This window comes from Actinoplanes nipponensis (assembly GCF_016862275.1).
Taxonomy (GTDB): domain Bacteria; phylum Actinomycetota; class Actinomycetes; order Mycobacteriales; family Micromonosporaceae; genus Actinoplanes; species Actinoplanes nipponensis.
In genome coordinates this window covers 1-24137 of sequence record NZ_BOMQ01000010.1, presented here as the reverse complement: position 1 = coordinate 24137, position 24137 = coordinate 1, and the positions used below count along the sequence as shown (strand labels likewise).

The window sequence follows — 24137 nt, the reverse complement described above, 5'->3', positions numbered from 1 at the left end:
GTCGACGTCGACCCGTACGCCGCAACCGCCGGCACCGGCAGCGAACAGCTCTACGCCTCCCCCATCCTGGCCGAAGGGACGCACACTGCGGTCATCACCATGACCAACCGCCGCAACCCGGCATCCACCGGCGGCAGCTCCATCACCTTCGACCACGCCGACGTGAACTAGGGTCAATTTCGGATCGAGGCCGTCGTGGCAACGGGGCCCGGACAGGCGTCTCGTCCGGGCCCCGTGGCGGAGCAGGACGGCCCGCCGCCGGTGAGGGAATCGCGTTGTTCAGCGCGCGCGGCGGTAGTGCATGGCCACCGCGCCGTTGCGGAGCGGCTGCGCCGAGAGCAGCTCGAGCCGGCGCGTGCCGGGCAGCCCGCCCTGGTACAACGTCGGGCCGTGGCCGGCGATCCGGGGATGGACGAGCAGCTGGTACTCGTCGATCAGGTCCAGCCGGTCGAGCTCGGTCGCGAGCTTGCCGCTTCCGAGCAGGACGCCGGCCGGGGTAGCGTCCTTGAGCTTCTGCACGCCCGCGCGCAGATCGCCGGCGACGTGGTGGCTGTTGGCCCACGGGAATTCCGTGCGCGTCGACGACACCACGTACTTGGGTTTGGCCTCCAGCTTGACCGCCCACTCGCGCAGGGCCGGCGGCGCCTGCTCGTCGCCGCGGGCGATGGCCGGCCAGGAGCTCTCCATCATCTCGTAGGTGACGCGACCCCAGAGCATGGCCCCGCCCTCGTCCATGAGACGGATGAAGAAGGCGTGCGTCTCGTCGTCGGCGATCCCCTCCTGGTGGTCGACGCAACCGTCCAGGGTGAGGTTGAGGCTGAAGGTGAGGAGTCCCATGGCCGGCGACTCTAACGCCCCGGCGGCGTCGCGTCGGATCACCACGCGGCCCATCCCGTCCAACGATCGACGGCGGCTCAGCCGGGGGCGCAGGCGCCGCGGTCGGCGTTCAAGGTCACCCGCAGCGTGTCCGCCCGCCGGCCCGGGAGCGCCCGCACCTTCCATTGCCCACCGGGATCGTTCACGACGGTGATGTTGGAGCGCGGCGTCAGGACCTCGGCCGTCTCCGCGGCGACCAGCCGGGCGAACAGCTCCACCTGCAGGCCCCGGTTGCGGTCCGGATCCGCCGGCGTGGGTTCGTCGCCCAGCTGGACGTTCCGGAACACCCATCCCCGGTCGGTGCGTTCGGCGGGTCCGTCGAGCCACAGGTCCGCGGCGGGATCGGCCGTGGGCCGGTCGAACATCAGGAGCTGGTACCCGTCCGGGATGCGGCCGGTGCCGGGGTAGTCGCGACAGAACGGCACGGTCTCCAGGACGGGGTCGAAGCGGAATCTCAGGGTGGCCGGGTCGACCGCCGCGTCCCGGGGCCGGACGAGCCGATCGACGGCGACGCCCGCGACGCCGCCGCCGGCGACCACCGCGAGCACCGCCAGCGCGGCCGCGAACCGCCGTCGCGCGGGCGCCCCGGCGACAAGCGCGATCGACCCGAGGAGCAGGGCCGCGCCGCCGGTGACCAGCAGCAGCGCGAATCCGCCGCGGTTCCGCAGCCAGGCCAGGACGCCGAGGACCGCCGACGCCAGGGCCAGCAGGTCGGCGGCGACGGCGAGCCACCGCAGGCGCGGGTGGCCCGGCCCGGCGCCGTTCACCGGGTGGCCGCGGCGCGGCGCGGCACGGTTCCGGTGACGTCCCCGGACGACGTGGCGGTGACCAGCGGCTCGGCCATGGCGGCTCCGTGTCCTTCGTGGATCACCGTGACCGGCGGCGGGCGGACGGGCACCGAGGCGGGCCCGTGGAGTAAGCGTGCCCCGCACCGGTCGCCGGGTGGGACACACCTACGGGTGAACTCCTCGGTGGTGCGCGGAGTGCAGGGCGGTCCGTACCCGGTCGGCGTCCGGGTGCCCGAGCTCGTCCAGGATGTCCAGGGCCTGCCGCCAGCAACCGCGGGCGCCGTCGTGGTCGCCGGCGCTGTGCCTGGTGTCGCCGAGGTGGACCAGGATCTCCGCCCGGTTGTAGCGGTCCCCCGTCTCGCCGAGCGCGGCCAGGGCCCGGCCGAAGCACGCCGCGGCCTCGTCGAGCTCACCCAGGTGGTGGTGGGCGTACCCCAGGCTGTCCCAGGTCACCGCGGCGCCGTGCCGGTCGCCGAGGCGCTCCAGCAACGGAATGGCCCGCCCGCAGTGGGCCAGCGTCTGCCGGTGGTCGCCGAGCCGGGCGTGGTCCCAGCCCACCGCGTTGAGGGCCCGGGCCTCGCCGACCAGGCTGCCGGCCTGCCGGAACAGCGCCAGGGCCTGCTCGTTGTGGTGCAGCGAGGTGCGGTCGTGGCCCTCCTGTTCGAACATCCAGGCGAGGTTGCGGTGGGTCAGGCCGGCGCCGCCGAGATCGCCGATGTCGTGGAACAGGTCGAGGGCACGGGTCAGGTGCTCGTACGCGTCGGGGTGGCCCTGGATGGCGTAGGCCCGGCCGAGCATCCGGTGGGCGTGCGCCTTGCCGGCCCCGTCGCCCAGCCGGCGGGCGGCCCGCAACGCGATCTCGTGAGCGGAGATCATTTCCTGCCAGTGTCCCTGGCCGCTGAGGAAGTCGGCGACGGTGGCGACGAGCCGCCAGGCGTGACGGTCGAAGCCGTCGGCCTCCGCCCGGGCGATCAGGGCCAGCAGCACCGCCCGCTCGGCGGCGTACCAGGCCAGTGCGGCGTCGCGGTCGGGCAGCCGGTCACCGGTGACGCCCTCGGCGGCGGGGTCGAGGGCGACCGGCGGGCGGTGGGTGTGCACCAGCCGGTCGGCGCACTGGGCGGTGTGCAGGTGGTGGTCGAGCAGCCGGCGGACCGCGTTCCGGCGCTCCGGCTCCGGTTCCGCCGCCCGGACCAGCTCGCCGGAATAGCTGCGCAGCAGGTCGTGCAGGGCGTACCGGCCGGGGGCGTGTTCCGTGGCGAGCTGGAGGCGGGCCAGCTCGGCCAGCGCGAGGCGGGCCTGCCGCACCGAGGTCCCCGTCAGGGCCGCGGCCGCGCCGGCGGTGACGTCCGGGCCGGGATGGAGCCCGAGGAACCGGAACAGCCGGGCGGCCGGCGGGCCGAGGGCCCGGTACGACCAGGACAGCACCGCCCGGACGTCGGTGAGGTGGTCGGGACCGGCGAACCCGTCCAGGCTGCCCGCCGACCGGTCCAGCTCGTCGGCCAGGGCGCTCAGTGAGAGCCGCGGATGGAGCGCGGCCCGGGCGGCGACGATGGCCAGCGCCAGGGGCAGCCGCGCGCAGCGGGCGACGATCCGGTCGACGGCGGCGGGCTCGGCGCCGGGCCGGCCGGCGAGCGCCCGGCGCTCGAACAGGCGCCGCGCCTCGGCGGGTTCGGGCAGGTCCACCGCCAGGGGCCGGGCGCCGTCCGCGACGACCAGCCCGGCCAGGGTGTCGCGGCTGGTCACCAGGACCAGGGCGCCCGGGCCGCCGGGCAGCAGGGGGCGGACCTGGTCGGCGTCGGCCGCGTTGTCCAGGATCACCAGGAGGCGCCGGTCCGCGGCGACCGTGCGGTAGAGGGACACCTGCGCGGCCGGGGCGGCGGGGATCTGCCGGGGCGGCACCGCGAAGGCGTCCAGGAAGCCGCGGATGGCGTCGGCCGGGCCGAGCGGCGTGCCGCCGGGGTCGAAGCCCCTCAGGTTGACGTACAGCTGGCCGTCCGGGAAGGCGTCACGGACCCGCTGGGCCCAGTGGATCGCCAGCGCGGTCTTGCCGACACCGGCCGGCCCGCTCAGCACCCCGACGACGACGGCGGTGGGCCGTTCGGCGGCCACGGCGAGCAGCGCGTCGAGCCGGGCCAGCTCCCGCTCCCGGCCGACGAAGTCGGCCACGTCCATCGGCAGCTGCGCCGGCGCCGGGCCGGGCGGGCTCGGCGGGCCGGGCGGGCTCGCCGGGCCGTCCGGCGCGGCGCGGTGGGGACCGTCGGCGGGTCCCGTCCGGGCCGCCCATCCCGCCGCCCGGCCGGCGTCGAGGAACTCGGCCTGCTCCTCCGCGGTCAGCTCCAGCGCCGTGGCCAGCAGTTTCACCGTCCGCAGCCGGGGGCTGCGGCCGCGGCCGCGTTCGATCTCGCCGACCGAGCGGGAACTGAGGCCGGCGCGCTCGGCAAGCTCCTCCTGAGTGAGCCGGCGGGCCACCCGGAGGCGCCGCACCAGAGCCGAAAAACCCTCCAAAGACGTCACACCCCTCCCCCACTGTGCTAATCGGATCACATCGATCCCAGTGGTGGGGGGCGCGGTGGACATCGGCCGGGCGTGAGGTCAGGTGCCCGGTCCCCGTCGGAGGGCCGGCGGGGGCGGTAGGGCGCCCTCGCCGAGCCGCCGGATCGCCACCCCGACCAGGGCGTCGATCGGTACGGGCCCGAACTGCCGCGAGTCGCGGCTCATCGGCAGGTTGTCGCCCAGCAGGACGAGGTGACCCGGCGGCACCACCCCGGACGCGGCCCGCTCCCACGGCGGCAGCAGGGCGGGCACCGGATCCCCCGGCGCCGCGGCGACCCGTTTGACGATGAGCGACCGGCCGGCGCCCGACCCGCCCACGCGGCAGGGACCCGGGTCGGGCAGCACCACCACGTCCCCGGTCCGCGGGGCCGCACCGCGGCGGCGCACCAGGAGCCGGTCGCCCGGGCGCAGCGTCGGCGCCATGCTGGCCCCGCTCACCCGGATCACCAGGATGCGGGCGCGGACCAGCAGGACCGCCGCGGCCACCACGGCCAGCGCCGTGAGACCCGCACCCAGCAGGGCGGCGGTCATCGGCTCAGCTCCTGGGCGGCGGAACGGTAGCCCCGGGCCTGGAGGGCGAAGAGCCGGGCGTACGCGCCGCCGAGGGCCAGGAGCTCGTCGTGGTCGCCGCGCTCGACGAGCCGGCCGCCGGCCAGGACCACGATGTGGTCGGCCTCCCGGACCACGCCGAGCCGGTGCGAGACGAGCAGGCTGGTGCGGTCGCGGCGGTGCTCGCGCAGCCGGGCGTGCACCTCGTGTTCCGCCTCGGCGTCCAGGGCGGAGCTGGGCTCGTCGAGGATGAGCAGGTCCGGCCGCTCGTGCACGAGGGCGCGGGCCAGCGCCACGCGCTGCCACTGCCCGCCGGACAGCTGCACTCCGCCGGCCGGGTCGGCGCCGGCCTGCTCGGTGAGGTAGATCCGGGTCAGCGGGGTCTCGTACCCGCGCGGCAGACCGGACAGCAGCTCGTGCACGCCGGCCCGGCGCGCGGCCCGCTCCACCCGGCCGGGATCGTCGAGCGCGGTCAGGTCGCCGAGCGCGATGTTCTCCCGGGCCGTCAGGTCGTAGTGGGTCGCGTCCTGGAACACCGCCCGGATGCGGCGGCGCAGCTCCCCCGGATCGAGGTCGCGCAGGTCCACCCCGTCCCAGAGGACGGCGCCGCGGGTCGGGTCGTACAACCGGCACAGCAGCTTCACCAGCGTGCTCTTGCCGGCGCCGTTGACGCCCACCAGCGCGGTGCTGCGTCCGGCGGGCAGCACCAGGTCCACGCCGCGCAGCACCCAGGGCTGGTCCTCGGCGTAGCGGAACCAGACGTCGCGCAGCTCGATCCCGTGGCGCAGGGCGACCGCGGGCCGCGCCGGGCGGCGGACCGGAAGGTCCGGTTCGGCGTCCACCACCTCCAGGTAGTGGCCGAACAGCAGCAGCGCCTGGTGCATCGACACCGCCTCGCCGACCAGCCCGGCCAGCGCGCCCTGCACCGAGCCGACGGCGGCGAGCACCAGCGCCACGTCGCCGACCGTCAGCGCACCGGTCAACGCCGCCCGCACCGACCACACCAGCAGCCCGCCCGACAACAGCGCGCCGAACAGCGCCAACCCGCCCTGAACGGCGAGCTCACGGCGGTCCACCCGGCGGTGGGCGAGGTTGACGGTCCGGATCTCGGCGGCCATCCGCCGCCACAGGTACGGTCCGGTGCCGAACAACCGCACCTCCTTGGCGGCCGCCGTGTCGGTGAGCAGGCCGGCGTAGAACAGCTCCCGCCGCTCGGCGTGGCCCACCTCGACCGTCATGCGGGCCCGGCGGCGACTCAGCGACAGCTCCGCCAGCAGCGCCGGCACCGCGGCCACGACGACCACGACGGCCACCCACGGTCCGAGCAGGAACAGCGTTCCGGCGAAGCCCACCAGGGTCACCACCGCCTGGACCATGCCCAGGCCGCCCTCGACCACCATGCCCGGGCCGCCCGCGCCGCTGGAGCGCGCGAGCTGGACCCGGTTCAGGAACACCGGGTCCTCGAAGCGGGCCAGGCCGACGAGCCGGTCCATGGCCGCGTAGAGCCGTTCGACGGCGGCCTCGCCGATCCGCCGGCCCATCTCGGCCCGCAGGTACCGGCCGGCGTGCGGGGTCAGCGCCGCGGCGACCCCGGCGGCCGCCAGGGCCCCGACCAGCGCCGCCGCCTCGGGCCAGCCCATGTCGCCGCCGGCCAGGCCGTCCACCAGCAGCTTGGTCAGCCAGGCGAAGGCCAGCGGGACGACGCCGGCCACGACGGCCAGCGCCAGGTACGCCGCCAGCTGCGCCGGCGCGGCCCGCCCGGCGAGGGCCAGCGCCCGGCGCGCGGCCGATCTCACGACCGGGCCGGCTCGGCCACATCCACCGGCATCGCGGCGTCACGCTCGGCCACCGGCGTGAGGTCGAAGCCCGACGCCTCGACCACGCCGTCGCGGACCAGCACGAAGGCGGGGAACCCGGTGACCGCGAACGCCCGCTGGATCGGGCCGTCCTCGGCCTCGGTGACGACGGTCGCCACCGGCCGCAGCTGGCTGACCAGCTCGACGGACTCCTCGGCGGACCCGACGACAACGGCCAGCAACCGGTCCGCGCCACCCCGGCGGGCGGCCGCGAAGGCGAGGAACGCGGGCAGTTTCTCCCGGCAGGCGCTGCACGACATCGAGAAGAATCCCACCAGGGGCCGGTCACCGAGCCCCGCGAAGCTGACCGGGTGCCCGTCGACGTCGGTGCCGGAGAAGTCGGCGACCGGGGAACCCGCGGTCAGGGCCACGTCGCCGCCGGCGATCCCGGCGCCGCGCAGCTCGGCCAGCTCGCGGGTCTGCTCGCGGAGCCGGCGCACCACGCCGACGGTGAACAGCAGGTTGACAGCGGCGAGCAGTCCGATGAGGACCAGCGCCGCGGCTAGGTACGCCATGGGTTCTCCCGTGCGGTCTTGAGCGGTGTGAACAGGGCCACCACGTCGTCGAGGACGGTGACCAGCAGGCCGGCCAGCGCGCCGGCGGCGAACGCGACGATCGCCCCGGCGGTGGCCACCCCGGAGCCGGCGGCGGCGAGGCCGGCCCCGGCGAGGCCGGTGAGCGCGGCATTGCGCACGAGGTGCCGGCGGCGCAAAGGTTCCGCCGAGGCGCCGAAGCAGCGGCAGGCGGCAGCGCTGCCCCGGGCCAGCACCATCCCCACGCCCGCGGTCAGCACGGCGAACAGCAGGACGCCGGCCGCGAACCCGAGGCGGCGCGTGGCCGGCACCGTCAGCAGCACGAGCGTGGCCGACTCGGCCGCGGCGACGGCGACGGCGAGCGGCACGGCAGCGCGCGGCCGCACCAGACCCATCTCCGTCAGGGAAGCCGCGAAGGAGCGCAGGGCCCGCGCACCACGGATCTTGCTCGCCGTGGCGACGAGCAGGACCACGGTGAGCAGGCCCTGACACCCGATGGCAACGTAGGCCAACTCAGCAGCCCTTGTCGCGGTACACGCAGGCGCCACAGCTTTCGTACTGGCAGCTGCTGCCGCTGCGGCTGCACAGCTTGGCGTACCGGGACAGGCCCTTGCAGTAGCAGAACTTCCAGTACTGCTCCGCGCAGGCGGCCCGGGCGGTCGCCTTGGGAGCGACCAGGCCGACCATGCGGTCGGCGAACGCATTGAGAGTACGGGTCATGAGGAACCTCCTTGGCTGGCGGCCGTCCCCGTGCCGGCCGATCAACCCATTCGATCCCGTCGCCCGCCGCCGGAACAGGACGTAGCACCGGACGTTCGACCGGACGTTGCCGCGTCCGGGGGCAGGACCGGTCGGCGGCGGCGTCGCCGGCCGGCGCCGCGTCCGGAACGGCGGCCCGGGGCGGCGCCGCCGATCAGCGGGGGCCGGGCCGGGTGAACTGGGTGGCGACGAAGCGGTCCCACAGGCCGTCGGTCATCAGCCGGCGCTGAGTGATCAGCAGGTGCGCCGAGGGGGTGACCCGCATTCTGATCTTCGGCCGGCGCGCGGTGATCGCCTGCTCGACGGCCCGCGCGACGTCATCCGGCTCGCCGCCGAACCGCGCCAACGGACCCTTCTCGTACGCCTTGGTGGTGTTCTCGGCGACCGCCGCGTTGAAGGCGGCGTACGGCCCATCGGCGTCGCTGACCGCGGCGGCGGCGGTGTGCGAGAAGTCCGTACGGATCAGGCCCGGCTGGACCAGCACCACGTGCACCCCGAAACCCCGCACCTCGAAGCGCAGCGCGTCACTGATCGCCTCGACCGCGTACTTGGAGGCGTGATAGGCGCCGCCGCCGGGGAAGGTGAAGTTCGCGCCCATGGAGCTGATGTTGACGATGCGCCCCGAGCCGCGCGTGCGCATGCCCGGCAACACCAGCTGGCACATCCGTACCGTGCCGAAGACGTTCGTCTCGAACTGCCGCCGCAGGTCCGGCATCGGCAGCGACTCGATCGCGCCGGACTGCGAGTAGCCGGCGTTGTTGACCAGCGCGCCCACGGCGCCGTGCTCGTCCACCACGCGGGCGACCGCCGCGCGCATCGAGGACTCATCGGTGACATCCAGGGCCAGGGTCCGGCAGCCGGCGTCCCGCAGGTCGGCGATGGTCTCCTCGCGCCGGGCCGTGGCCCAGACGGTGTGGCCGGAGCGAGCAAGGCGCAGGGCCGTGGCCCGGCCGATGCCGGTGGAGCAGCCGGTGATCAGAACCGGTCCTGTCGTCGTCGTCATGTCAACAAGGTAGACAGATTTTGCACTTACTGTCAAGGTTGGCGATAATGGCGGGATGGTCACACCGGTCCCCTCGCGGAGCGCCGCCACCCGGGCGCTGATCCTGGACGTCGCCGCCGCCGAGTTCAGCACCCACGGCTACCGCCGCTCCTCGGTCGACAGCGTCAGCAGACGGGCCGGGGTCTCCCGGGCGACGCTGTACCAGTACTGGCGCAGCAAGGAGCAGCTCTTCCGGGCGCTCGTCGAGCACCTGCACGAGCAGCACCTGAGCGCGATGCAGGCGGTGCTCGACGATCCGCCCGGCGGCCCGGTGGAGAACCTCGCGGCGATCCTGCAGGCCCGCTTCGGGCGCTTCGTAGCGCTCACCTCGACCTCCGGCAACGCCGACGAGCTGTACGACGTGCACGACCGGGTGTGCGGTGACATCGCGCTGGCCGCGGAGCAACGCGGCCGGGATCTCATCGCCCAGCTGCTGCGGCGAGCGATCGACGACGGTCAGCTCGATCTGTCCGCCGCAGAGGTCGGGGTCGACCAGGCGGCCGCCCTGCTCATCGACTGCGCGCACGCCGCGAAGGGCCCGAACCCGGCGGCCGCCACCCCCGCGGAGTTCGCCGTCCGGATCGCCCAGCTCATGCGGCTCGTGGTCAACGGGCTGCGGCCCGGCCCGGACCGCCCGACGAAGAAATCCTGACGCCGGCGGGTCCCGCGGCGAGCACCCAGGCGCGGCGCGGATCTCACCGTTCCCAGGCGCCCCTGTCCACCGGCTGCCGGCGAGGCACCCGGCCGGCGTCCACGGCGGGGGCGAGCGCGGCCGCGCCGCTGTCGATGCCCGGGCTGCCCGCCGCGAGCCGGAAGTCCCCGCCCCCGGCGTCGGTGAACCGCGGCTGACTCGTGAGGACGGCTTCGTCGCGGGGGGTGTCGAACTCACCGACGAGCAGGTTGTGATCGAAGCGGACCTCCGTGGACCCGGAGACCACGGCGGCCGGACTGCCGGCTCCCGGCACCACGACGGTGTTGACGACCCGTACATCGCGAGACCTGGTGACGGCCAGATCGATGGTGATGGCGGGATGGGCGGCGTTGCGGTAGAGCGTGTTGTTGACGATGTCGACGTGTGCCCCCTTGAAGACGTTGATCCCCCGGGCGCCGTTGTGGTGGGCGATGTTGTTCTCGATCAGGGTCCGGCCGGTGTACGGCTGCTGGAACAGCGGGGCGCCGCGGATGTCGTCGTTGTTCAGCGACTCGACGATGATGCCGTTGCCGTCGGTGATCCTCCTGGCTGCGCCGGAGCACAGACACGGCACCAGATTCTGGTTCCCGGACGAGACGTTGCCCCGGATGATCATCTTGTAGCCGGTCCGCGTGTCGGAGTTCCACAGGTTGAGGAACGCGATGCCGCTGCCGCCGTACGGGGAGTACCAGCCGTTGCGCGCGGTGATGTTGTACGCCGCGGTGACGTAGTCGGCGAACTGCACCGAGATGCCGTTCAGCGTGCAGTCCGTCAGGGTGTTGCCCCAGAGCACGACGTGGTGCGGGCGCCGCGGCGGGTCGGCGTTGCGCAGCTCGGTGACGGCGATGCAGCTGTTGGAGACCGCCGGATCGGAGACGTCGCCCCGCCGGGCCGCCGCGATCTGCGCCTGCGTCAACGCGGTGCGCTTACCCGTCACGGTGAGGCCGGAGACGGTGATGTAGGAGGCGTGCACCCAGATGCCCTGCCACTGCGAGGCGCGCACGACCGGGCGGGCGCCCGGATAGGCGGCCCAGGTGATCCACTTCTTCGGCGTGCCGGAGCGTTCGATCGTCACCACGCTGGAACGGCGTGGGTCGCCGTACTCGCCGTCGTCGACCAGCACCGTGTCCCCGGGCGCGGTGAGCTCGGCCGCCCGGCGCAACGTCCGCAGCGCCTCGGCCCGCGACCGGCCGCTGTTGCTGTCGTCGCCCTTGTCCGAGACGTACAGGTAGCGGCCGCCCTGGGTGGGCGGTTTTCGCCCGGCCGGCCAGGTCGGGCCGCCGAATCCCGCCCCCGCGCCGATCGGTACGGCCTTTGGCGGCGCGATTGTCGGTGTGGGCGCGGAGGATGCGCTCGGCGCTGTCGTGGTGACCGGCGGGGCCGTGACGACGTGGGGGGCGGGTGGCCGGTCGAGGACGAACGCTCCCACGCCGAGCACGATCGCCAGCACTGCGGCGACCACGCCGGCGCCCTTCAGGAGTCTGCCGCGCAGCGGCGCGGCAGCCGAGACGCCCGCCCGTTCGATGGCCGCGGCCGCGTCACGCAGGTGTGGCGGCGGCGCCAGCAGCGGCAGGCTGACCAGCAGCCGTTCGGCGGGGAGCAGTCCGGCGCGGGCGCCGGCGCACCGGCGGCAGTCCTGCACGTGCCGGGCGAGCCGCTTGCGCCACACCGGAGCCGGGCGGCCGTCCCAGGCCCTGATCACCTCGCCGAGAACGGCGCAGCGCTGCCGGGCCCCGATGGCCTCCATGATGTGGCGCGCCGTCTCCAGCCGGGAACGCAGGCGTTGCAACCGGACCCGGGTGTGCGCCGGGGAGGTGCCGAGCGCCGGAGCGAGTTCGCTGCCTTGCATCGCGCCGACCTGCACCAGCCACCACAGGGCGAGCAGCTCCCGGTCGGCGGTGTCGAGCCAGCCGGTCGAGGCGGCCAGCGTACGGCGCTGCCGGGCGACCTCCAGGCGGTGGACCGCCTCCTCCGCCGCTCCGGCCTCGTCGGTCAGGAACTCGTCGGTGTCGGCGACGGTGAAGTGCTGCCGGTCGGCGCCGAGCCGGCTGCCGCGCCGCCGCGTCTCCCGAACCGCGATGGCCACCAGCCAGGAGCGGAAGCTCGCCGGTTCCCGCAACCCGGCCAGGCCGGCCATGGCCCGGATCATGGTCTCCTGCGTCACGTCGTCGGCGTCCGCCGGCGGCAGGGTCCGGGCGGCGATGTTGTAGACCAGCGGCAGGTGCTCGCCCAGCAGCCGGTCCAGCGCCGCGCGGTCGCCGCCCTGAGCAGCCACGACGAGGTCGGCCGGCACCACGGTCGCGGTCATCGGAATCTCAGTCCTCCCCCGGGCCCGTCACCGGGCCGTGTCACACGACGCCGTCGCGTATCGCTGCGAGGCAATACGGCTGCGGTACGGGTTCCGTTGAACCGCCTCCGCCCGGCGGCCCTGTTCCGCCGGGGCCGCCGTCTCGGCCTCGGCCCGCAGGGTCGTCAGAACCTGGTGCGCCAGCCCGGTCGGGGTGTTCACCGACCACGACAGGTAGGCCGCCCACTGCGGGGCGCCGCGTACCGGCCGGCGGACCACGGCCGGGGCGGAGCCGGTCAGCGGACCGGCGAACCCGACCGCCCGGCCGGCCGTCACCATCCGCCGGGTCTCAGCGGGGTCGTCGCCGGGTTCCAGCAGGCGCGGTTGGAACCCCCCGAGGTGCACGCACGCCCACTCCACCAGGGCGCGCTCCTGGTCCGTGGCTCCTGGGGACCATGCCTCGCCGGCCAGCTCGGCGAGCTCGACGGAATCCGCCGCGGCCAGCCGGTGTCCCGCCGGCAACTCGACCGCCAACGGGATCTGCCTGATCAGGGCCGTCTCGAGGCCCCGCAGGTCGACCGGCTCGGTGAACGGCATCCGGTACCACAGACCCAGCTGCACCCCGCCGGAGCGCAGCCGGTTCGCGAGCACTCTGGGCGCCGGGGCCGTACCCCAGGTCCACAGCACCCGGGTGAACCGCCGCACCAGCGGCGCGAGGACGAGGCGCGGCTCCGGCCCGCAGACGTCGAGGCGGGCCGCCGGCCGCGGTAGCGGGACGGCCGGCTCCGGCGGCTCGGCCGCCGCCTCGTCGATCTCCCGCTGGACCTGCTCCCAGCCCTGAGCGGTCCGTTCCACCCAGTCCTTGAGCACGCGTCCGGCAGCCGTCAGGGTGGTCACCCGCGTGCTGCGCTCCAGCAGCCGGACTCCCAGGTTCTTCTCGAGCCGGCGGATCCGCACCGACAGAGCCGGCTGGGTGATGTGCAGCGTGGCCGCGGCACGGGTGAAATTGAGCTCTCCGGCAACTGCCAGGAACCCGCTCAGATCGCCCCAGTTCATCCGCGCGAAGTCGTTCGCCGCGGGTCGCCGGCCGGCCGGCGACCCGGCTTCACGGTCATCCTGCGTCACAGCTCTCCCCTCCAGCCGACACCAGGCGTGTCGGGCTTTCGCGGCGGAGACCTCCGCACCGCGCGAGGCGTAACACGAATCAAGAATTTCGGCGGGTACGCCATACCAGCATAGTGGTATACCAGGACCCGTCACCGGCCACGGTCCAGATTTCAGGTTGATTTCAAGATAGGAACCGGGCGCCAGGACTAATGAGTCATCGGGCCATGACCCAGAGCATTCCCGGACCTTCAGGAAAGGCTATTGATAATGCTACGAACATGAATTCCGACCATGGCCGCGTGAGGCCGCACGGAGGTCTCGGCCCGCCATCCGAGGAGCAGGACCCCGGCGAAGGGAATGCCCAGCCACCATTGGCGCACAGTCGGCCACCGTGGCCGCGTCCGGGCGCTGATGGTCAGCGTGTGGGGCGAGCCAGGGCGCGTTCCCGCAGGGCCAGGAACAGGGGCAGGGTGCAGGCCAGGGCCCCGACGAAGGTTGCCGGCACGAGCAGCCAGGCCCAGCGCATGCCGAGGCGGTGGCCCTCACGCAGGTAGAAGATGCTCGCGGCCACCGCCGCGACGATGACGTCGACAGCCGCCGAGGAACTCGCCGGGTTGGCGAACCACGCCTCGAGATAGCTGGGTTCCCCGGGCCCGGGGGCGTACTGGAGGTTGAAGTACCAGGTGCCCACGAGGCCGGCCACGGCCAGCAGGAGATAGCCGGCGAAGGCGAGGCGCCGGACGACCGGCCATGACGTGGTGGGTTGCGCAACCGGCATGACGGCATCGTCCTCATCGGTAGGGAGCGGGTCGCCCGGCCCGCTCGGCGGCGGCGGTCGGGCGCAGATGTCAGCTAGCGCCGGGCCCGGGCGGGCGTGCACCCGGTACGCCGGTGTTCGAGGTCGGACACCAGATGCAGGGTGGCGCTCTCGTAGTAGCTGGTGGCCGCATCGAGCGGCGTGAGCCACGGCAGGTGGTGCAGGATCTCCAGCATCACCAGACCGTGCATGCGGCCCCACAGCTCGATGAAGATCCCGTAGGCCGGGGCGGGCAGATGCGGGGCGACCTGCTCGGCGCCGGCCTGCAGCGTCCGGGCGAGCAGCGGATCGGGTCTCGGCAGCTCGAGCCGGGCGATCTGCTCAGCGCTCCAGCCGGCGAACACCGCCCCGGCGAACGCCGCGCCCAGCCGGCGGGCCGCGCCGATGGTGGGACCGGGATCCGGGGCACGGTAGCCGGGGACCGGCGTCCCGAAGATCAGCAGGAACTCGGCGCGGTGATCGATCGCCCACTGGCGGTACGCCCTGGCCAGGCGGAGCAGACGCTCGCCGGCGGGCTCGGCGGGACCTTCCGCGTCGGCCTTCTCGACCGCGCCGGCCAGCCCCTCGTACCCGTCGACGATCAGGGCGGTGATGAGCTCGTCGCGGCTGGGAAAGTAGTGGTAGAGCGATTGCACGGTCATGCCCATCTCGCGGGAGACGCCGCGCAGCGTCATCGCGCCGCCCTCGTCGGCCAGCTGCCGCAGTGCCACCGCTTTGATCTCGCTGATCGTGGCTGCCCGCTTGCGCTCCCGCAGGGACACCTCCGGGCGCCGCCCTGTCACCGTCACCACAGTCCTCTCCACCGCACTCCGAAAGAATGTAGCAGTGTCAGCTTTACTTGGCACCGTTAGGCAGAATGCGGGTCCTCGGTCAGGGCGGCGGGCCCGGGACGAGGCCCTCGAGCCACCGTTGGTGCCAGTGCCGCAGCCCGCGACGCAGCCGGGCCCGGGCGACGGTGGGCAGCAGACCCCGCTGGGCCTCCTCGGTGACGACCCGGGTGCGGCCGTCCGGCAGTGGTTCCAGCAGCCAGCGGTGGTACCCCCGCGAGCCCAGGACCTGCCCCGACCAGGCGAGCTCCCGGAACGGAAGGCACACCTCGACGCGACAGGTGACCCGTACGCCGAAGGTCGTCCACCGGAATCGGGTGCCCGGACCGAGCAGGACGGCGCCACCGTCCAGCACGACGTGCCGGGCGTTGGCGTACCACTGCGGCCACGCGCGCGCGTCGACCAGCCGGTGCCAGACCTGCTCCGCGGTCGCCGGCACGGTCAGCTCGTTGTACGCCCCGACCGGTACCTCCCGCGGATCCAGCCCAGCCGGCCAACCGGCGTCGGAGTGCCCGGTCACCGCGATCCACCCAGGTCCCGCAGTTCGGTGCCGGGAGTGCTGAGCGCGAGCTCGGGCCCGTGCACTCCGGCCGGCGTCCGGTACCCGGGTTCCGCCGTGCCGGCACCGGTACGGGCCAGCAGCTCGGCGGCCGCGTACGCGGTGACGAGGTAGGCGTCCGGTCCGGTCAGCAGCGCCTCGGCCGTGGTCCCGTCGCCGGCCAGGGCACGCCCGTGCACGACGGTACGGCCGGCCGTCAGATCAGCCTCGGACGGTCCGGCCGGAAGACGTTGCAGCAGGGTGGCCTGCAGCCGCCGGCTCACCGCGGAGGTGAACAACCACGGCGCACGCGGGCCGAGCGCCGCCAGCAGGCGCACGGGTGCCGGCAACGCCGTGAAGGTGTCGATCGTCGCGACCCCGGTCGAGACCGCCGCGGACACCAGATCGGCGCGCCAGGGGTTGGTCACCACGGTGATCCGGCCGCCGGCGCCGTCGGGCACCTGCCGGCGCTCGGCGCCGGCGCGCGCCGGAACCAGGTGACCGGCGCGGCGCCGCAGGCCGACGGTGGGCAGGCCGGCGAGCATGGTGGAAGCGGTGCCCCGGGAGATCCCGCCGCGGGTCGCGAAGCTCAGCTCCAGCGCCACCGCCCCGGGCAGCCGCCGCGCCAGGTGCACGGCGACCGCGTCGGTGGGCACCACCCCGAACCCGGCGCCCGGCATCGCCATCACCCCGGCCCGCCGCAGGTCCTCGTCGCGGCGGCGCACCGCCTCGAATTCCACCGCCTCCCCGGACAGGTCCAGGTAATGGGTGCGGGTGCGCAGGGCCGCGGCGAGCAGCGGTGGCATCGTCGCCGCGAACGGCCCGGCGGCGTTGAGCACCGCGCCGACGCCGTCCAGCAGGGCGTCCAGGTGCGCCGGGCGGTCGAGCCCGGCCGTGCGGACCGGCAGGTCCAGTTCGGCGCCCAGGGCGCGCAGCCGGGCGGAATCCCGGCCGGCGAGCACGGGCCGCAGCCCCGACCCGACGGCGATCCGGGCGGTCAGGCCGCCGATGTATCCGCTCGCACCGTAGATCGCCACCGACGAACCACTCATGATTCTCCTCCGCCGAGCATCGTGCAGGTGCCGCCAGAGTGCCGCCGACAGGTTCGTCCCGTCCAAGAGCAGGCGCCTGTCGGTTGATCGGCGCGGCCTATCCTGCCTGGTGGAGCCGCTGCCGGCGGCTTTCCCGGCGACCCGGATCACCGTCGGCCTACCCTGGCCGGATGGATCTGGACCTGGCTCGGCTGCGGGCCTTCGTGGTCACCGCCGACGAGTTGAGCTTCACCCGGGCCGCGGAGTTCCTCGGCATCGCGCAGCCGTCGCTGTCCGAACGGATCCGCAGGCTGGAGGACGACTTGGCGGTCACGCTGTTCTCCCGGGAGCGCCGGCAGATCACCCTCACCCGCGCCGGCCAGGAACTGTTGCGCCGGGCCCGGCCACTGCTGGCCGGCGCCGACCGGATCGTCGCGGAGGTGCGGGCAGCGGCACGCGAGGGCTTCCCCGCCCCACGGCTGGTGTTGACCACCCTCGCGGCGGGGATCGACGAGCTGAAGGCCGGCATCGTCGTCGCCCTGCGGGAGAAGGCGCCCGACCTGATGGTGACCCTGACCCCGGTGTCGTTCAGCGACCATCTGCGGGTCCTGCGCGACGGAACGGCCGACGCCGCGTTCGTCTGGCCGCCGTACAGCTCCGCGGGCCTCACCGGTCTGCACGTCGAGCCGATCCGCGACTTCCCGCGTCTGCTCGCGCTGCCGAGCGGGCATCCGGCCGCCGCGGCCGGCTCGGCGGACCTGGCCACCGTGGCCCGGCTGCCGCAGATACCGCTGGTCGAGGGGGTCGACCCGGTGTTCGCGGCGACGTGGCGTCTCGTGCCGGACCCGCCCCTGGCCCCCGTACCGCCGGTGGACACGGTCGGCGCGCTGCTGGCCGCGGTGGCCGCGGGCCACGGCTGCGCACCCGTCCCGGCCCTGCTCGCCCGGACCGCGGTGCGACCGGATCTCACCTTTGTGGCCCTGTCCGACGCGCCGCCGGCGACGCTCGCCGTGGCCTGGCGCCGTGACGGTGCCGACGAACGCCACCGCATACTCGCGCGGGTCGCCGCGGGCTGACCGGGTTCGGTCGCGGGACAGATCTGGTGATTGATACCGCCGCCGTTATCAATGCGCTTTCATAATGCGCTCGGCATAGCTGCGATATGCGGAAGAACATCACGGGGCAGCGTCCCTTAAATGTTTCTGAGACGGCCGCCGCGAATGGGCGCAGTCACCGCCCCCGCAGCTATTTTGGGGACGCCGAAGCACCGATGTCGGCTGCCCGCACCATCGATCCCCCGGAGTTGTCGTGCCCGTCTCTGCCCCTGCATCCACCCGCACCACCAGGCCGCCGCGCGCGCGGCGGCGGTGGCTGATCGCGGTCTCCGCCGTGGCCACCGTCGCGGCCGTCGGGCTGACCGCCCGCACGGTCGCCTCGGCGGACGACCGACCGACGATCGGCACGGTCGTTCTGCTGGACGCCGCCGCCGACCAGCGTATCGCCGCGGGGCCGCTGCGCGGCGATGTGCAGATCGACCTGGCCGCCGTGCGTACGCGTGAGCTGAGCGTGCAGGCGATCACGTCGGCGAAGGTCGGCAGCGTGCGCTTCGAGCTCGACGGCCGGACCACCCGCATCGAGAACCACGCTCCGTTCGTCCTCAACGGCGATGCCCGCAACGGCACCGACTACCTGCCGTGGCGGGCCACCACCGGACGGCACTCGCTGGTGATCACTCCGTACAGCAAGGACAACGGCAAGGGCCGCACCGGCGCCCCGGTGCGCCTGACCCTCACTGTGATCGACGGCGGTTCCCCGGCCACTGCCGCCCCGGCCACCACCACGCCCGGCGCCCGGCCGAGCGCCACCAAGCCCCGCGCCTCCGAGCCGGCCGAACCCGGACCTGCGGCGTTGCCCGCGAGCCGGCTCGCGGGCGCCGGCATCGGCGGTCCGACGTGGTCCGCCGGCGAGCTGCCGCCCACCCAGGGCGGCCGGCACCGGTACGTCAGCGGGAACGGCGACGACAAGGCCGACGGGCTGTCCCCGGCCACCGCCCTGCGAACCCTGCAGCGCGCGGCGGACCTGACCCAGCCGGGCGACACCGTGGTGATCGGCAACGGCACCTATTCCGCGCCGGGCAAGCAGTTCGTGATGGGCATCAAGCGTTCCGGCACCGCGAGCAAGTGGATCACCTTCGCCGCCGCACCGGGCGCCACACCGCTGATCGAGGCCGCCGGGTGGCAGGGCGTCGCGGTCAACGCCCGCTACATCACGGTCGCGGGTCTGACCGTGCACGGCGCGACGGACCGGCTGACCGACAAGCAGAAGAACGCCGCCCGCAACGGCGACACCAGAGACCCGATGATCAACACCAACTGCATCGCGGTGTCCGAGCCCTTCGGCGGCGGTGAATCGACGTACCCGCACCACGTCCGCATCCACGGCAACACCGTTTCCGACTGCCCCCTCGTCGGCATCAGCGCCGCACACGTCGACCACGTCGAAATCTCCCACAACCTGGCCTTCGGAAACGCGAACTGGTCGCCGTTCGGCGGCAGCGGCATCTCCCTGTGGCAGGCCTGGAACTCCGACGGCGGAACCGGCCACAAGCTCATCGTGCGCGGCAACATCACCCGCGACAACGGCTCGTTCGTCAAGTGCGTGTGCAGCGGCTTCAAGACCATCACCGACGGCAACGGCATCATCATCGACTCGTTCGACAACCGCGACGCGAAGATCAAAACCCCGTACCGGGGCCGCACCCTGGTGGAGAACAACATCGCCTACGACAACGGGGCGCGCGGCATCAACGTCTTCCGCAGCGACCACATCGACGTCGTCAACAACACCGTCCACCACAACGGCCGCCAGCCCTCGATCCAGAACAACCTGGCCGTCACCAAGGCGAACGACGTCCAGGTGATCAACAACATCCTGGTCAGCCCCGGCGCCGGCGTGACCGCCGCGTCGCAGTCGTCGGCCACCGGCGTCACCTTCGACGCCAACCTGATCGTCGGCCCGGCCAACGTCACGGACCCCCGCAAGCTGACCGGCGACCCGCTGCTCGTCGACCCCGCCCAGGGCGACTTCCGCCTCCGCGACGGCAGCCCGGCCATCGACAGCGGCACCGGCCGGTCGGCCGCACAAACCGACGCGACCACGGCCCGCCGCAGCGGACCGGTCGACCGGGGCGCCCTCGAGCACCGCTGACCCGGCACGTCGATCAGGGGGCCCGGCGCGTCGCGCCGGGCCCCCTGTTGCTGGGAAGTCTCACCTCTTCGAGTGGCGGCGCCAGCAGATGAGGGCGCAGCGAGGGCTTCGTGGATGTCGTCACGCAGCTCCCAGCGACGCGCGGGCGGCGGGACCAATGAGCCTGGAATGAGCAGGCGGCCGGCGCAGCTCAGGACTACCTCGACACCCAGCACCTCTCCCGCTCGGGCTCGATCAAGCAGCTCGAATTCGATCGGTTCACGCAGGCGGAGTACGGCGTCAAGAAGGCCGGACTCTAGGCAGAGCCGCACGGACAGCCACGCCAGCCCGGCTCCTTTCTTTGCCCGCCTTTGCCGGACGGTCATACCGAGATGACGCCCAGCTCGCCGCCGACCCGAGTCGAGATCATGGTCGCGTCCGCACCCCGAACAGCGCCACCGCATGAGGCCAGAGCCCGCCTGCGCGGGCGGCCACGTTTCCGCCGATCGGCGGGCTGCTTGCAAGGGGCCGGCCGCCCGCGGTCTACCGGACTCCGGTCGGCGAGGAGAGCCACCGCGCGCCGGGCAGCAGACGCCAACCGGCGCCGGGAACGACGACCGCGATACCGTCCTCGTCGAGGTACGGGTGGGTCGCTGCTCCCGGCGCCGGAAAACCGCATCCGGGCAACGCCCGGATGCGGTTGATCAGAAGCGGTCCGGTGTCAGGCCGGCCGGGCCAGCAGGTCGCCCTCGCGCTCCCGGTAGAGCCGCAGGGTCCCCGCGTCCGGCGGGTAGGTGCCGCGCAGGGGAGCCCCCGCGGCGACGCGGGCCCGCAGGAATTCCTCCAGCCGCTCCTGGGCCCGGGCGGGCTGGGCGACCACGGGCACCAGATGCCGGGGCACGCACACCACGCCGTCCGCGTCGCCGACCAGGACGTCGCCGGGGTACACCGGGACACCGCCGCAGCCGATCGGCGCCTGGAGGTCGACGGCGTGGTGCAGGGCCAGGTTGGTCATGGCCGCCGGCCCGGCGGCGAACACCGGCAGGTCGAGCTCGCCGATGCCGGCGACGTCGCGCAGCGTTCCGTCGGTGACCACCCCGGCGGCCTGCCGGTAGGCCAGCCGGGTCAGCAGGATGTTGCCGGCGCTGGCGGCCCGGCCCTGCCCGCGGCAGTCCATCACCAGCACCTGGCCGGGGCCGACCGACTCGACAGCCTTGCGCTGCGGGTGGTCGTAGTCGTCGTAGACCTCGAGGACGTCGATGTCCTCGCGGGCCGGGATGTAGCGCAGGGTGAACGCCTCGCCGACCATCCGCGGCGCCCGGGGGCTCAGGCTGCGCAGCCCGCTGAGGTAGGTGTTGCGCAGGCCGAGCTTGAACAGCTGGGTGGTCAGGGTGGCGGTGCTGGCCTCGGCCAGCGCGGCGAGATCAGCCGGGGCGAGCGGGGCGGTGGGGGTGGGATTCATGGCGCCTTTCCATCGGTCGTACGGGGCGGGTGTGGGGCGTGCGGTCACAGCTCGGCCTGCGGCGGGCGGGCCTGGGCGGTCAGCCCACCGTCGACGGTGATCACCTGGCCGGTGATGTACGCGGCGTCGGCCGAGGCCAGGAACGCCACGGCGGCCGCCACGTCCGCCGCGGCGCCGATCCGGCCGAGCGGCACCGCCTCGGCTCGGCGCCGCCGGTCCGCTTCACTGAGCGCGGCCGTCCGGTCGTTGCCGATGGCGCCCGGCGCGACCGCATTGACCCGTACACCCAGCGGGGCCAGCTCCAGCGCCATCGCCCGGGTGGTCGCCTCCACCGCGCCCTTGGTGGCGTCGTAGGCGACTGCCCGGCGGTGCGCGCGTACGGCGCCGACCGAGGAGATGTTGACGATGGCGGCGTCGGTGGCGCGGGCGCCGCCGCGGGTCATCGCCCGGGCGGCCGCGACGCTGCACAGGAAGACGCCGCGGGCGTTGACGGCGAACGACTGCTCCCAGGCGTCCAGGTCGAGGTCGAACAGGGGCACCCGGCCGGTCATCGGCGTGGCGGCGTTGTTGACCAGGATGTCCAGGCGGCCGAAGCGGGCGATGACGGCGTCCACCATCGCGCCGACCGCGTCGGGCTGGGAGACATCCGCGGGGAAGCCGGCCGCCACCCCGCTCCCGCACAGCTCGGCGGCCGCGGCTGCGGCCTCGGTGGCGTCCGGCCCGTTGACCGCCACCGCGGCGCCCTCGGCGACGAGCCGCCGTGCGATGGCGAGCCCGATGTTGCGTGCTCCCCCGGTAACCAGGGCCACACGGCCGTCGAGCCGGAGCGGCGCCGCCGGGGCCGACGGCGTCACCGCGGGCTCGCCACGGTCGTCACCGGCGCCGCCGGGGCCCGGTCGACGACCGCCTGGGCGTCGGTGCCGGCCCAGGTCAGCGGGCCGGCGCAGGCAGCGACCCGGGCGGGGTCGAGGGTCATCCCGAGGCCGTGGCCGCGCGGGACGAGCAGCCGGCCGTCGACGTAGCGGACCGGCTCGGTGACCACGTCGGCGGTGTAGAGCAGCGGACCCACCGGGTCGCTGGGCAGCGTGACCGCCGGCATCGCCATGGCGACGTGGGCGGCGGCCGCCGTGCCGATGGACAGTTCCTGGGTGGTGCCGACCAGGCAGGGCTTGCCCGCGGCCTCCGCGATGGCGAAGACGCGCCGCGCTGCGGTGATACCGCCGATGGCGATGACGCTGACGTTGAAGACGTCCACCGCGTCCGCGGCGACGAGGTCGAGCGCCCAGCGGTAGCCGTACACGTGCTCGCTGACCGGCACCGGCATCCGGGCCCGGGCGAAGGCCAGCCCGCGCACGTCGTGGTCCGGCGCCGGTGCCTCGACCAGGTCGAAGCCCACGTCGAGCACCCGGTCGACGAAGCGGCAGGCGGCCTTGGCGTCCAGCAGGTTGGAGAAGTCCAGGGACTTGATCGTGATGGTGTCGCCGAACCGGTCCCGGGCCGCGCGCAGGAACGTCTCGTCGAGTTCGAGGTCGCGGCCGACGTACACCCGGAAGCAGCTCTGCCCCTCGGCGAGGCGCTCGGCCACGGTCGCCAGGCTGCGCTCGACGTCCTCGGGGCGACGCTGCCGGAAGATCGGATAGGCGATCGGCACGCTGTCGCGTACCGCGCCGCCCAGCAGGTCGTGGACCGGGACGCCGAGGCTCTTGGCGGCCAGGTCCCAGACCGCGATGTCCACCCCGCACCGGATCGCCCGGCTCTTGTCGTAGATGTAGCCGGCCTGCGGGAAGTTCTCCTCCAGCAGCGCGTTGATCTCGGTGATGGCGAGCACGTCCCGCCCGGTCAGCAGCTCCCGCAGGGTGCGTTCCAGCTCCCCCACGTCGAAGTGGAACCGCGGCAGGTGCTGCAGGTCCGACATCTCGCCGAGACCGACCAGGCCGGGGTCCTCGGTCAGCAGCTCGACCAGGACGTGCCCGCAGACGGCGCCGGTGCGCCGCGGCGTGTTGACGGTGGTGAGGCGTACGTCGGTTATGCAGACCACGGCGAAGGGATCCTGTTCTGGGTCGGTGACGATGGGGTGGTGCCGCCGGGCCCGCCGGGGTGGCCGGGGGCCAGCTCGAGCAGGGTCCGGGTGTATTCGTGGGCGGGGGCGGCGTAGATCCGGTCGGCCGGTCCCTGCTCGACCACCACGCCGGCGCGCATGACCGCGATCCGGTCGGCGACCGAGCGGACCACCGCGAGGTCGTGGGTGATGAACAGGTACGTCATGCCCAGCCGGTCCTGCAGCTCGGCGAGCAGGTTGAGCACCTGGGCCTGGATCGACACGTCCAGGGCGCTGACGGCCTCGTCGCAGACGAGCAGTTGCGGGCTCAGGGCCAGCGCACGGGCGATGACGATGCGCTGCCGCTGGCCGCCGGAGAACGCCCGCGGGTAGAGCTCGAGGGCGCCGCCGTCCAGACCCACCATGTCGAGCAGCCCGGCGAGCCGGGCGTGGTCCGCCGGTTCGCCGTGCGCCCGCAGCGGCTCGGCGAGAATGGCGCCGACGCGCATCCGCGGATCCAGGCTCGCGTACGGGTTCTGGAACACCACCTGCACCTCGCGCTGCAGGCGGCGCAGCTGGGCCCGGTCGGGGCGGGTGACGTCGATGCCGTCGTAGCGCACCCGGCCGCCGGTGGGCCGTTCGAGGCGCAGCAGCGTACGGGTGAGGCTGGTCTTGCCCGAGCCGGACTCCCCCACCAGGGCCAGGGTCTCACCACGCCGGATGCTCAGCGTGACGCCGTCGACGGCGCGGGTGCCGGCCGCCGCCCGGCGCAGCAGCCGGCCCCGGGCCGGATAGTGCAGGTGCACGTCGTCGAACTCCACCAGCACCTGCTCGGCGGCGGGGCGGGGCGGGGACGGCAGCCCGACCGGCGCCGACGCCTGGTCGAGGTCGGGCCGCAGGCACGCCGCCCGGTGGCCCGGTGCGCGCTCGGTCAGCTCGGGCCTGCTGGAGTGGCACTCCGGCGTCACGTGCGGGCAGCGCGGCGCGAACGCGCACCCGGGCGCCGACCGGCGCAGATCCGGCGGCGAACCGGGAATCGCCGCCAGCCGGTGCCGGGCCGGGCCGTCGACCCGCGGCGTGGCGTCCAGCAGCGCCCGGGTGTAGGGCATCCGCGGGCGGTGCAGCACCGCCCGGCTCGGTCCGCACTCCACGACGCGGCCGGCGTACATCACCGCGACCCGGTCGGCGTGGCCCGCC

22 protein-coding genes and 1 pseudogene are annotated in these 24137 nt (G+C 74.1%); 4 read left to right on the top strand and 19 right to left on the bottom strand.

The window, feature by feature from the left end:
- Nucleotides 1-279 precede the first annotated feature (279 nt).
- From Ani05nite_RS04205 to Ani05nite_RS04165, 9 genes are all read right to left on the bottom strand, one after another.
- On the bottom strand, nucleotides 280-837 hold the full coding sequence (locus Ani05nite_RS04205; protein ID WP_203765214.1) for a dihydrofolate reductase family protein: 558 nt from the start codon (nucleotides 835-837) through the stop codon (nucleotides 280-282).
- A 77-nt stretch (nucleotides 838-914) separates the two neighbouring features.
- Nucleotides 915-1643, bottom strand: coding sequence for a hypothetical protein (locus Ani05nite_RS04200; protein ID WP_203765212.1), 729 nt, complete (start codon nucleotides 1641-1643; stop codon nucleotides 915-917).
- A 186-nt stretch (nucleotides 1644-1829) separates the two neighbouring features.
- On the bottom strand, nucleotides 1830-4148 hold the full coding sequence (locus Ani05nite_RS04195; RefSeq protein ID WP_203765197.1) for an ATP-binding protein: 2319 nt from the start codon (nucleotides 4146-4148) through the stop codon (nucleotides 1830-1832).
- A gap of 108 nt (nucleotides 4149-4256) precedes the next feature.
- Complete coding sequence (locus tag Ani05nite_RS04190) at nucleotides 4257-4748, bottom strand: peptidase S26 family protein (RefSeq protein WP_203765194.1); 492 nt, start codon at nucleotides 4746-4748, stop codon at nucleotides 4257-4259.
- On the bottom strand, nucleotides 4745-6562 hold the full coding sequence (locus Ani05nite_RS04185) for an ABC transporter ATP-binding protein (protein WP_203765191.1): 1818 nt from the start codon (nucleotides 6560-6562) through the stop codon (nucleotides 4745-4747). Before Ani05nite_RS04185 ends, Ani05nite_RS04190 begins: the two co-directional genes overlap by 4 nt.
- A complete protein-coding gene (locus Ani05nite_RS04180; protein WP_203765189.1) occupies nucleotides 6559-7137 on the bottom strand; it encodes a thioredoxin domain-containing protein in 579 nt (192 codons plus the stop codon). Before Ani05nite_RS04180 ends, Ani05nite_RS04185 begins: the two co-directional genes overlap by 4 nt.
- Nucleotides 7125-7667 carry a MauE/DoxX family redox-associated membrane protein gene (locus Ani05nite_RS04175; RefSeq protein WP_203765187.1) on the bottom strand — a complete coding sequence of 181 codons (543 nt, stop codon included), beginning with the start codon at nucleotides 7665-7667 and terminating at the stop codon, nucleotides 7125-7127. Before Ani05nite_RS04175 ends, Ani05nite_RS04180 begins: the two co-directional genes overlap by 13 nt.
- A gap of 1 nt (nucleotide 7668) precedes the next feature.
- Nucleotides 7669-7875 (bottom strand): hypothetical protein, encoded by a 207-nt coding sequence (locus Ani05nite_RS04170; protein WP_203765185.1) that lies wholly within the window; start codon nucleotides 7873-7875, stop codon nucleotides 7669-7671.
- A gap of 193 nt (nucleotides 7876-8068) precedes the next feature.
- Nucleotides 8069-8917 carry an SDR family NAD(P)-dependent oxidoreductase gene (locus tag Ani05nite_RS04165; RefSeq protein WP_203765184.1) on the bottom strand — a complete coding sequence of 283 codons (849 nt, stop codon included), beginning with the start codon at nucleotides 8915-8917 and terminating at the stop codon, nucleotides 8069-8071.
- Between the two features lie 55 nt (nucleotides 8918-8972).
- Here Ani05nite_RS04165 and Ani05nite_RS04160 point away from each other — a divergent pair, with 55 nt between their 5' ends.
- Nucleotides 8973-9608 carry a TetR/AcrR family transcriptional regulator gene (locus Ani05nite_RS04160; protein ID WP_203765176.1) on the top strand — a complete coding sequence of 212 codons (636 nt, stop codon included), beginning with the start codon at nucleotides 8973-8975 and terminating at the stop codon, nucleotides 9606-9608.
- Between the two features lie 43 nt (nucleotides 9609-9651).
- Here Ani05nite_RS04160 and Ani05nite_RS04155 read toward each other — a convergent pair whose 3' ends face one another.
- The 6 genes from Ani05nite_RS04155 to Ani05nite_RS04130 all read right to left on the bottom strand — a co-directional run bounded on the left by Ani05nite_RS04155 (nucleotide 9652) and on the right by Ani05nite_RS04130 (nucleotide 16275).
- Complete coding sequence (locus Ani05nite_RS04155; RefSeq protein ID WP_203765174.1) at nucleotides 9652-11955, bottom strand: sigma-70 family RNA polymerase sigma factor; 2304 nt, start codon at nucleotides 11953-11955, stop codon at nucleotides 9652-9654.
- A 27-nt stretch (nucleotides 11956-11982) separates the two neighbouring features.
- Complete coding sequence (locus Ani05nite_RS41760; RefSeq protein WP_275410499.1) at nucleotides 11983-13059, bottom strand: LysR family transcriptional regulator; 1077 nt, start codon at nucleotides 13057-13059, stop codon at nucleotides 11983-11985.
- A 397-nt stretch (nucleotides 13060-13456) separates the two neighbouring features.
- Nucleotides 13457-13819: a DUF2834 domain-containing protein gene (locus tag Ani05nite_RS04145; RefSeq protein ID WP_203765171.1), complete on the bottom strand. Its 363-nt coding sequence runs from the start codon at nucleotides 13817-13819 to the stop codon at nucleotides 13457-13459.
- A gap of 74 nt (nucleotides 13820-13893) precedes the next feature.
- Complete coding sequence (locus tag Ani05nite_RS04140) at nucleotides 13894-14649, bottom strand: TetR/AcrR family transcriptional regulator (RefSeq protein WP_203765168.1); 756 nt, start codon at nucleotides 14647-14649, stop codon at nucleotides 13894-13896.
- 79 nt (nucleotides 14650-14728) lie between these two features.
- On the bottom strand, nucleotides 14729-15205 hold the full coding sequence (locus Ani05nite_RS04135) for an SRPBCC domain-containing protein (RefSeq protein ID WP_203765165.1): 477 nt from the start codon (nucleotides 15203-15205) through the stop codon (nucleotides 14729-14731).
- Nucleotides 15202-16275, bottom strand: a complete 1074-nt coding sequence (locus Ani05nite_RS04130; RefSeq protein ID WP_203765162.1) for a saccharopine dehydrogenase family protein — start codon at nucleotides 16273-16275, stop codon at nucleotides 15202-15204. Before Ani05nite_RS04130 ends, Ani05nite_RS04135 begins: the two co-directional genes overlap by 4 nt.
- Before the next feature lie 170 nt (nucleotides 16276-16445).
- Between Ani05nite_RS04130 and Ani05nite_RS04125 the strand changes: the two genes are divergently transcribed.
- The 3 genes and pseudogenes from Ani05nite_RS04125 to Ani05nite_RS42215 form a co-directional block, all read left to right on the top strand.
- A complete protein-coding gene (locus Ani05nite_RS04125; RefSeq protein WP_203765150.1) occupies nucleotides 16446-17330 on the top strand; it encodes a LysR family transcriptional regulator in 885 nt (294 codons plus the stop codon).
- Between the two features lie 232 nt (nucleotides 17331-17562).
- On the top strand, nucleotides 17563-19461 hold the full coding sequence (locus tag Ani05nite_RS04120; protein WP_203765147.1) for a right-handed parallel beta-helix repeat-containing protein: 1899 nt from the start codon (nucleotides 17563-17565) through the stop codon (nucleotides 19459-19461).
- Nucleotides 19462-19637: 176 nt separating this feature from the next.
- Nucleotides 19638-19760, top strand: a pseudogene (locus Ani05nite_RS42215) (Ltp family lipoprotein); the annotation flags it as partial.
- Between the two features lie 401 nt (nucleotides 19761-20161).
- Here the strand turns inward: Ani05nite_RS42215 and Ani05nite_RS04110 are convergent.
- The 4 genes from Ani05nite_RS04110 to Ani05nite_RS04095 form a co-directional block, all read right to left on the bottom strand.
- Nucleotides 20162-20902 (bottom strand): ribonuclease activity regulator RraA, encoded by a 741-nt coding sequence (locus tag Ani05nite_RS04110; RefSeq protein WP_203765144.1) that lies wholly within the window; start codon nucleotides 20900-20902, stop codon nucleotides 20162-20164.
- 44 nt (nucleotides 20903-20946) lie between these two features.
- Nucleotides 20947-21756: an SDR family NAD(P)-dependent oxidoreductase gene (locus Ani05nite_RS04105; RefSeq protein ID WP_203765133.1), complete on the bottom strand. Its 810-nt coding sequence runs from the start codon at nucleotides 21754-21756 to the stop codon at nucleotides 20947-20949.
- A complete protein-coding gene (locus tag Ani05nite_RS04100; protein WP_203765131.1) occupies nucleotides 21753-22940 on the bottom strand; it encodes a mandelate racemase/muconate lactonizing enzyme family protein in 1188 nt (395 codons plus the stop codon). Before Ani05nite_RS04100 ends, Ani05nite_RS04105 begins: the two co-directional genes overlap by 4 nt.
- The coding region (locus Ani05nite_RS04095; RefSeq protein ID WP_203765129.1) for an oligopeptide/dipeptide ABC transporter ATP-binding protein at nucleotides 22928-24137 on the bottom strand (1210 nt) is incomplete at its 5' end. The genes Ani05nite_RS04100 and Ani05nite_RS04095, both read right to left, overlap by 13 nt.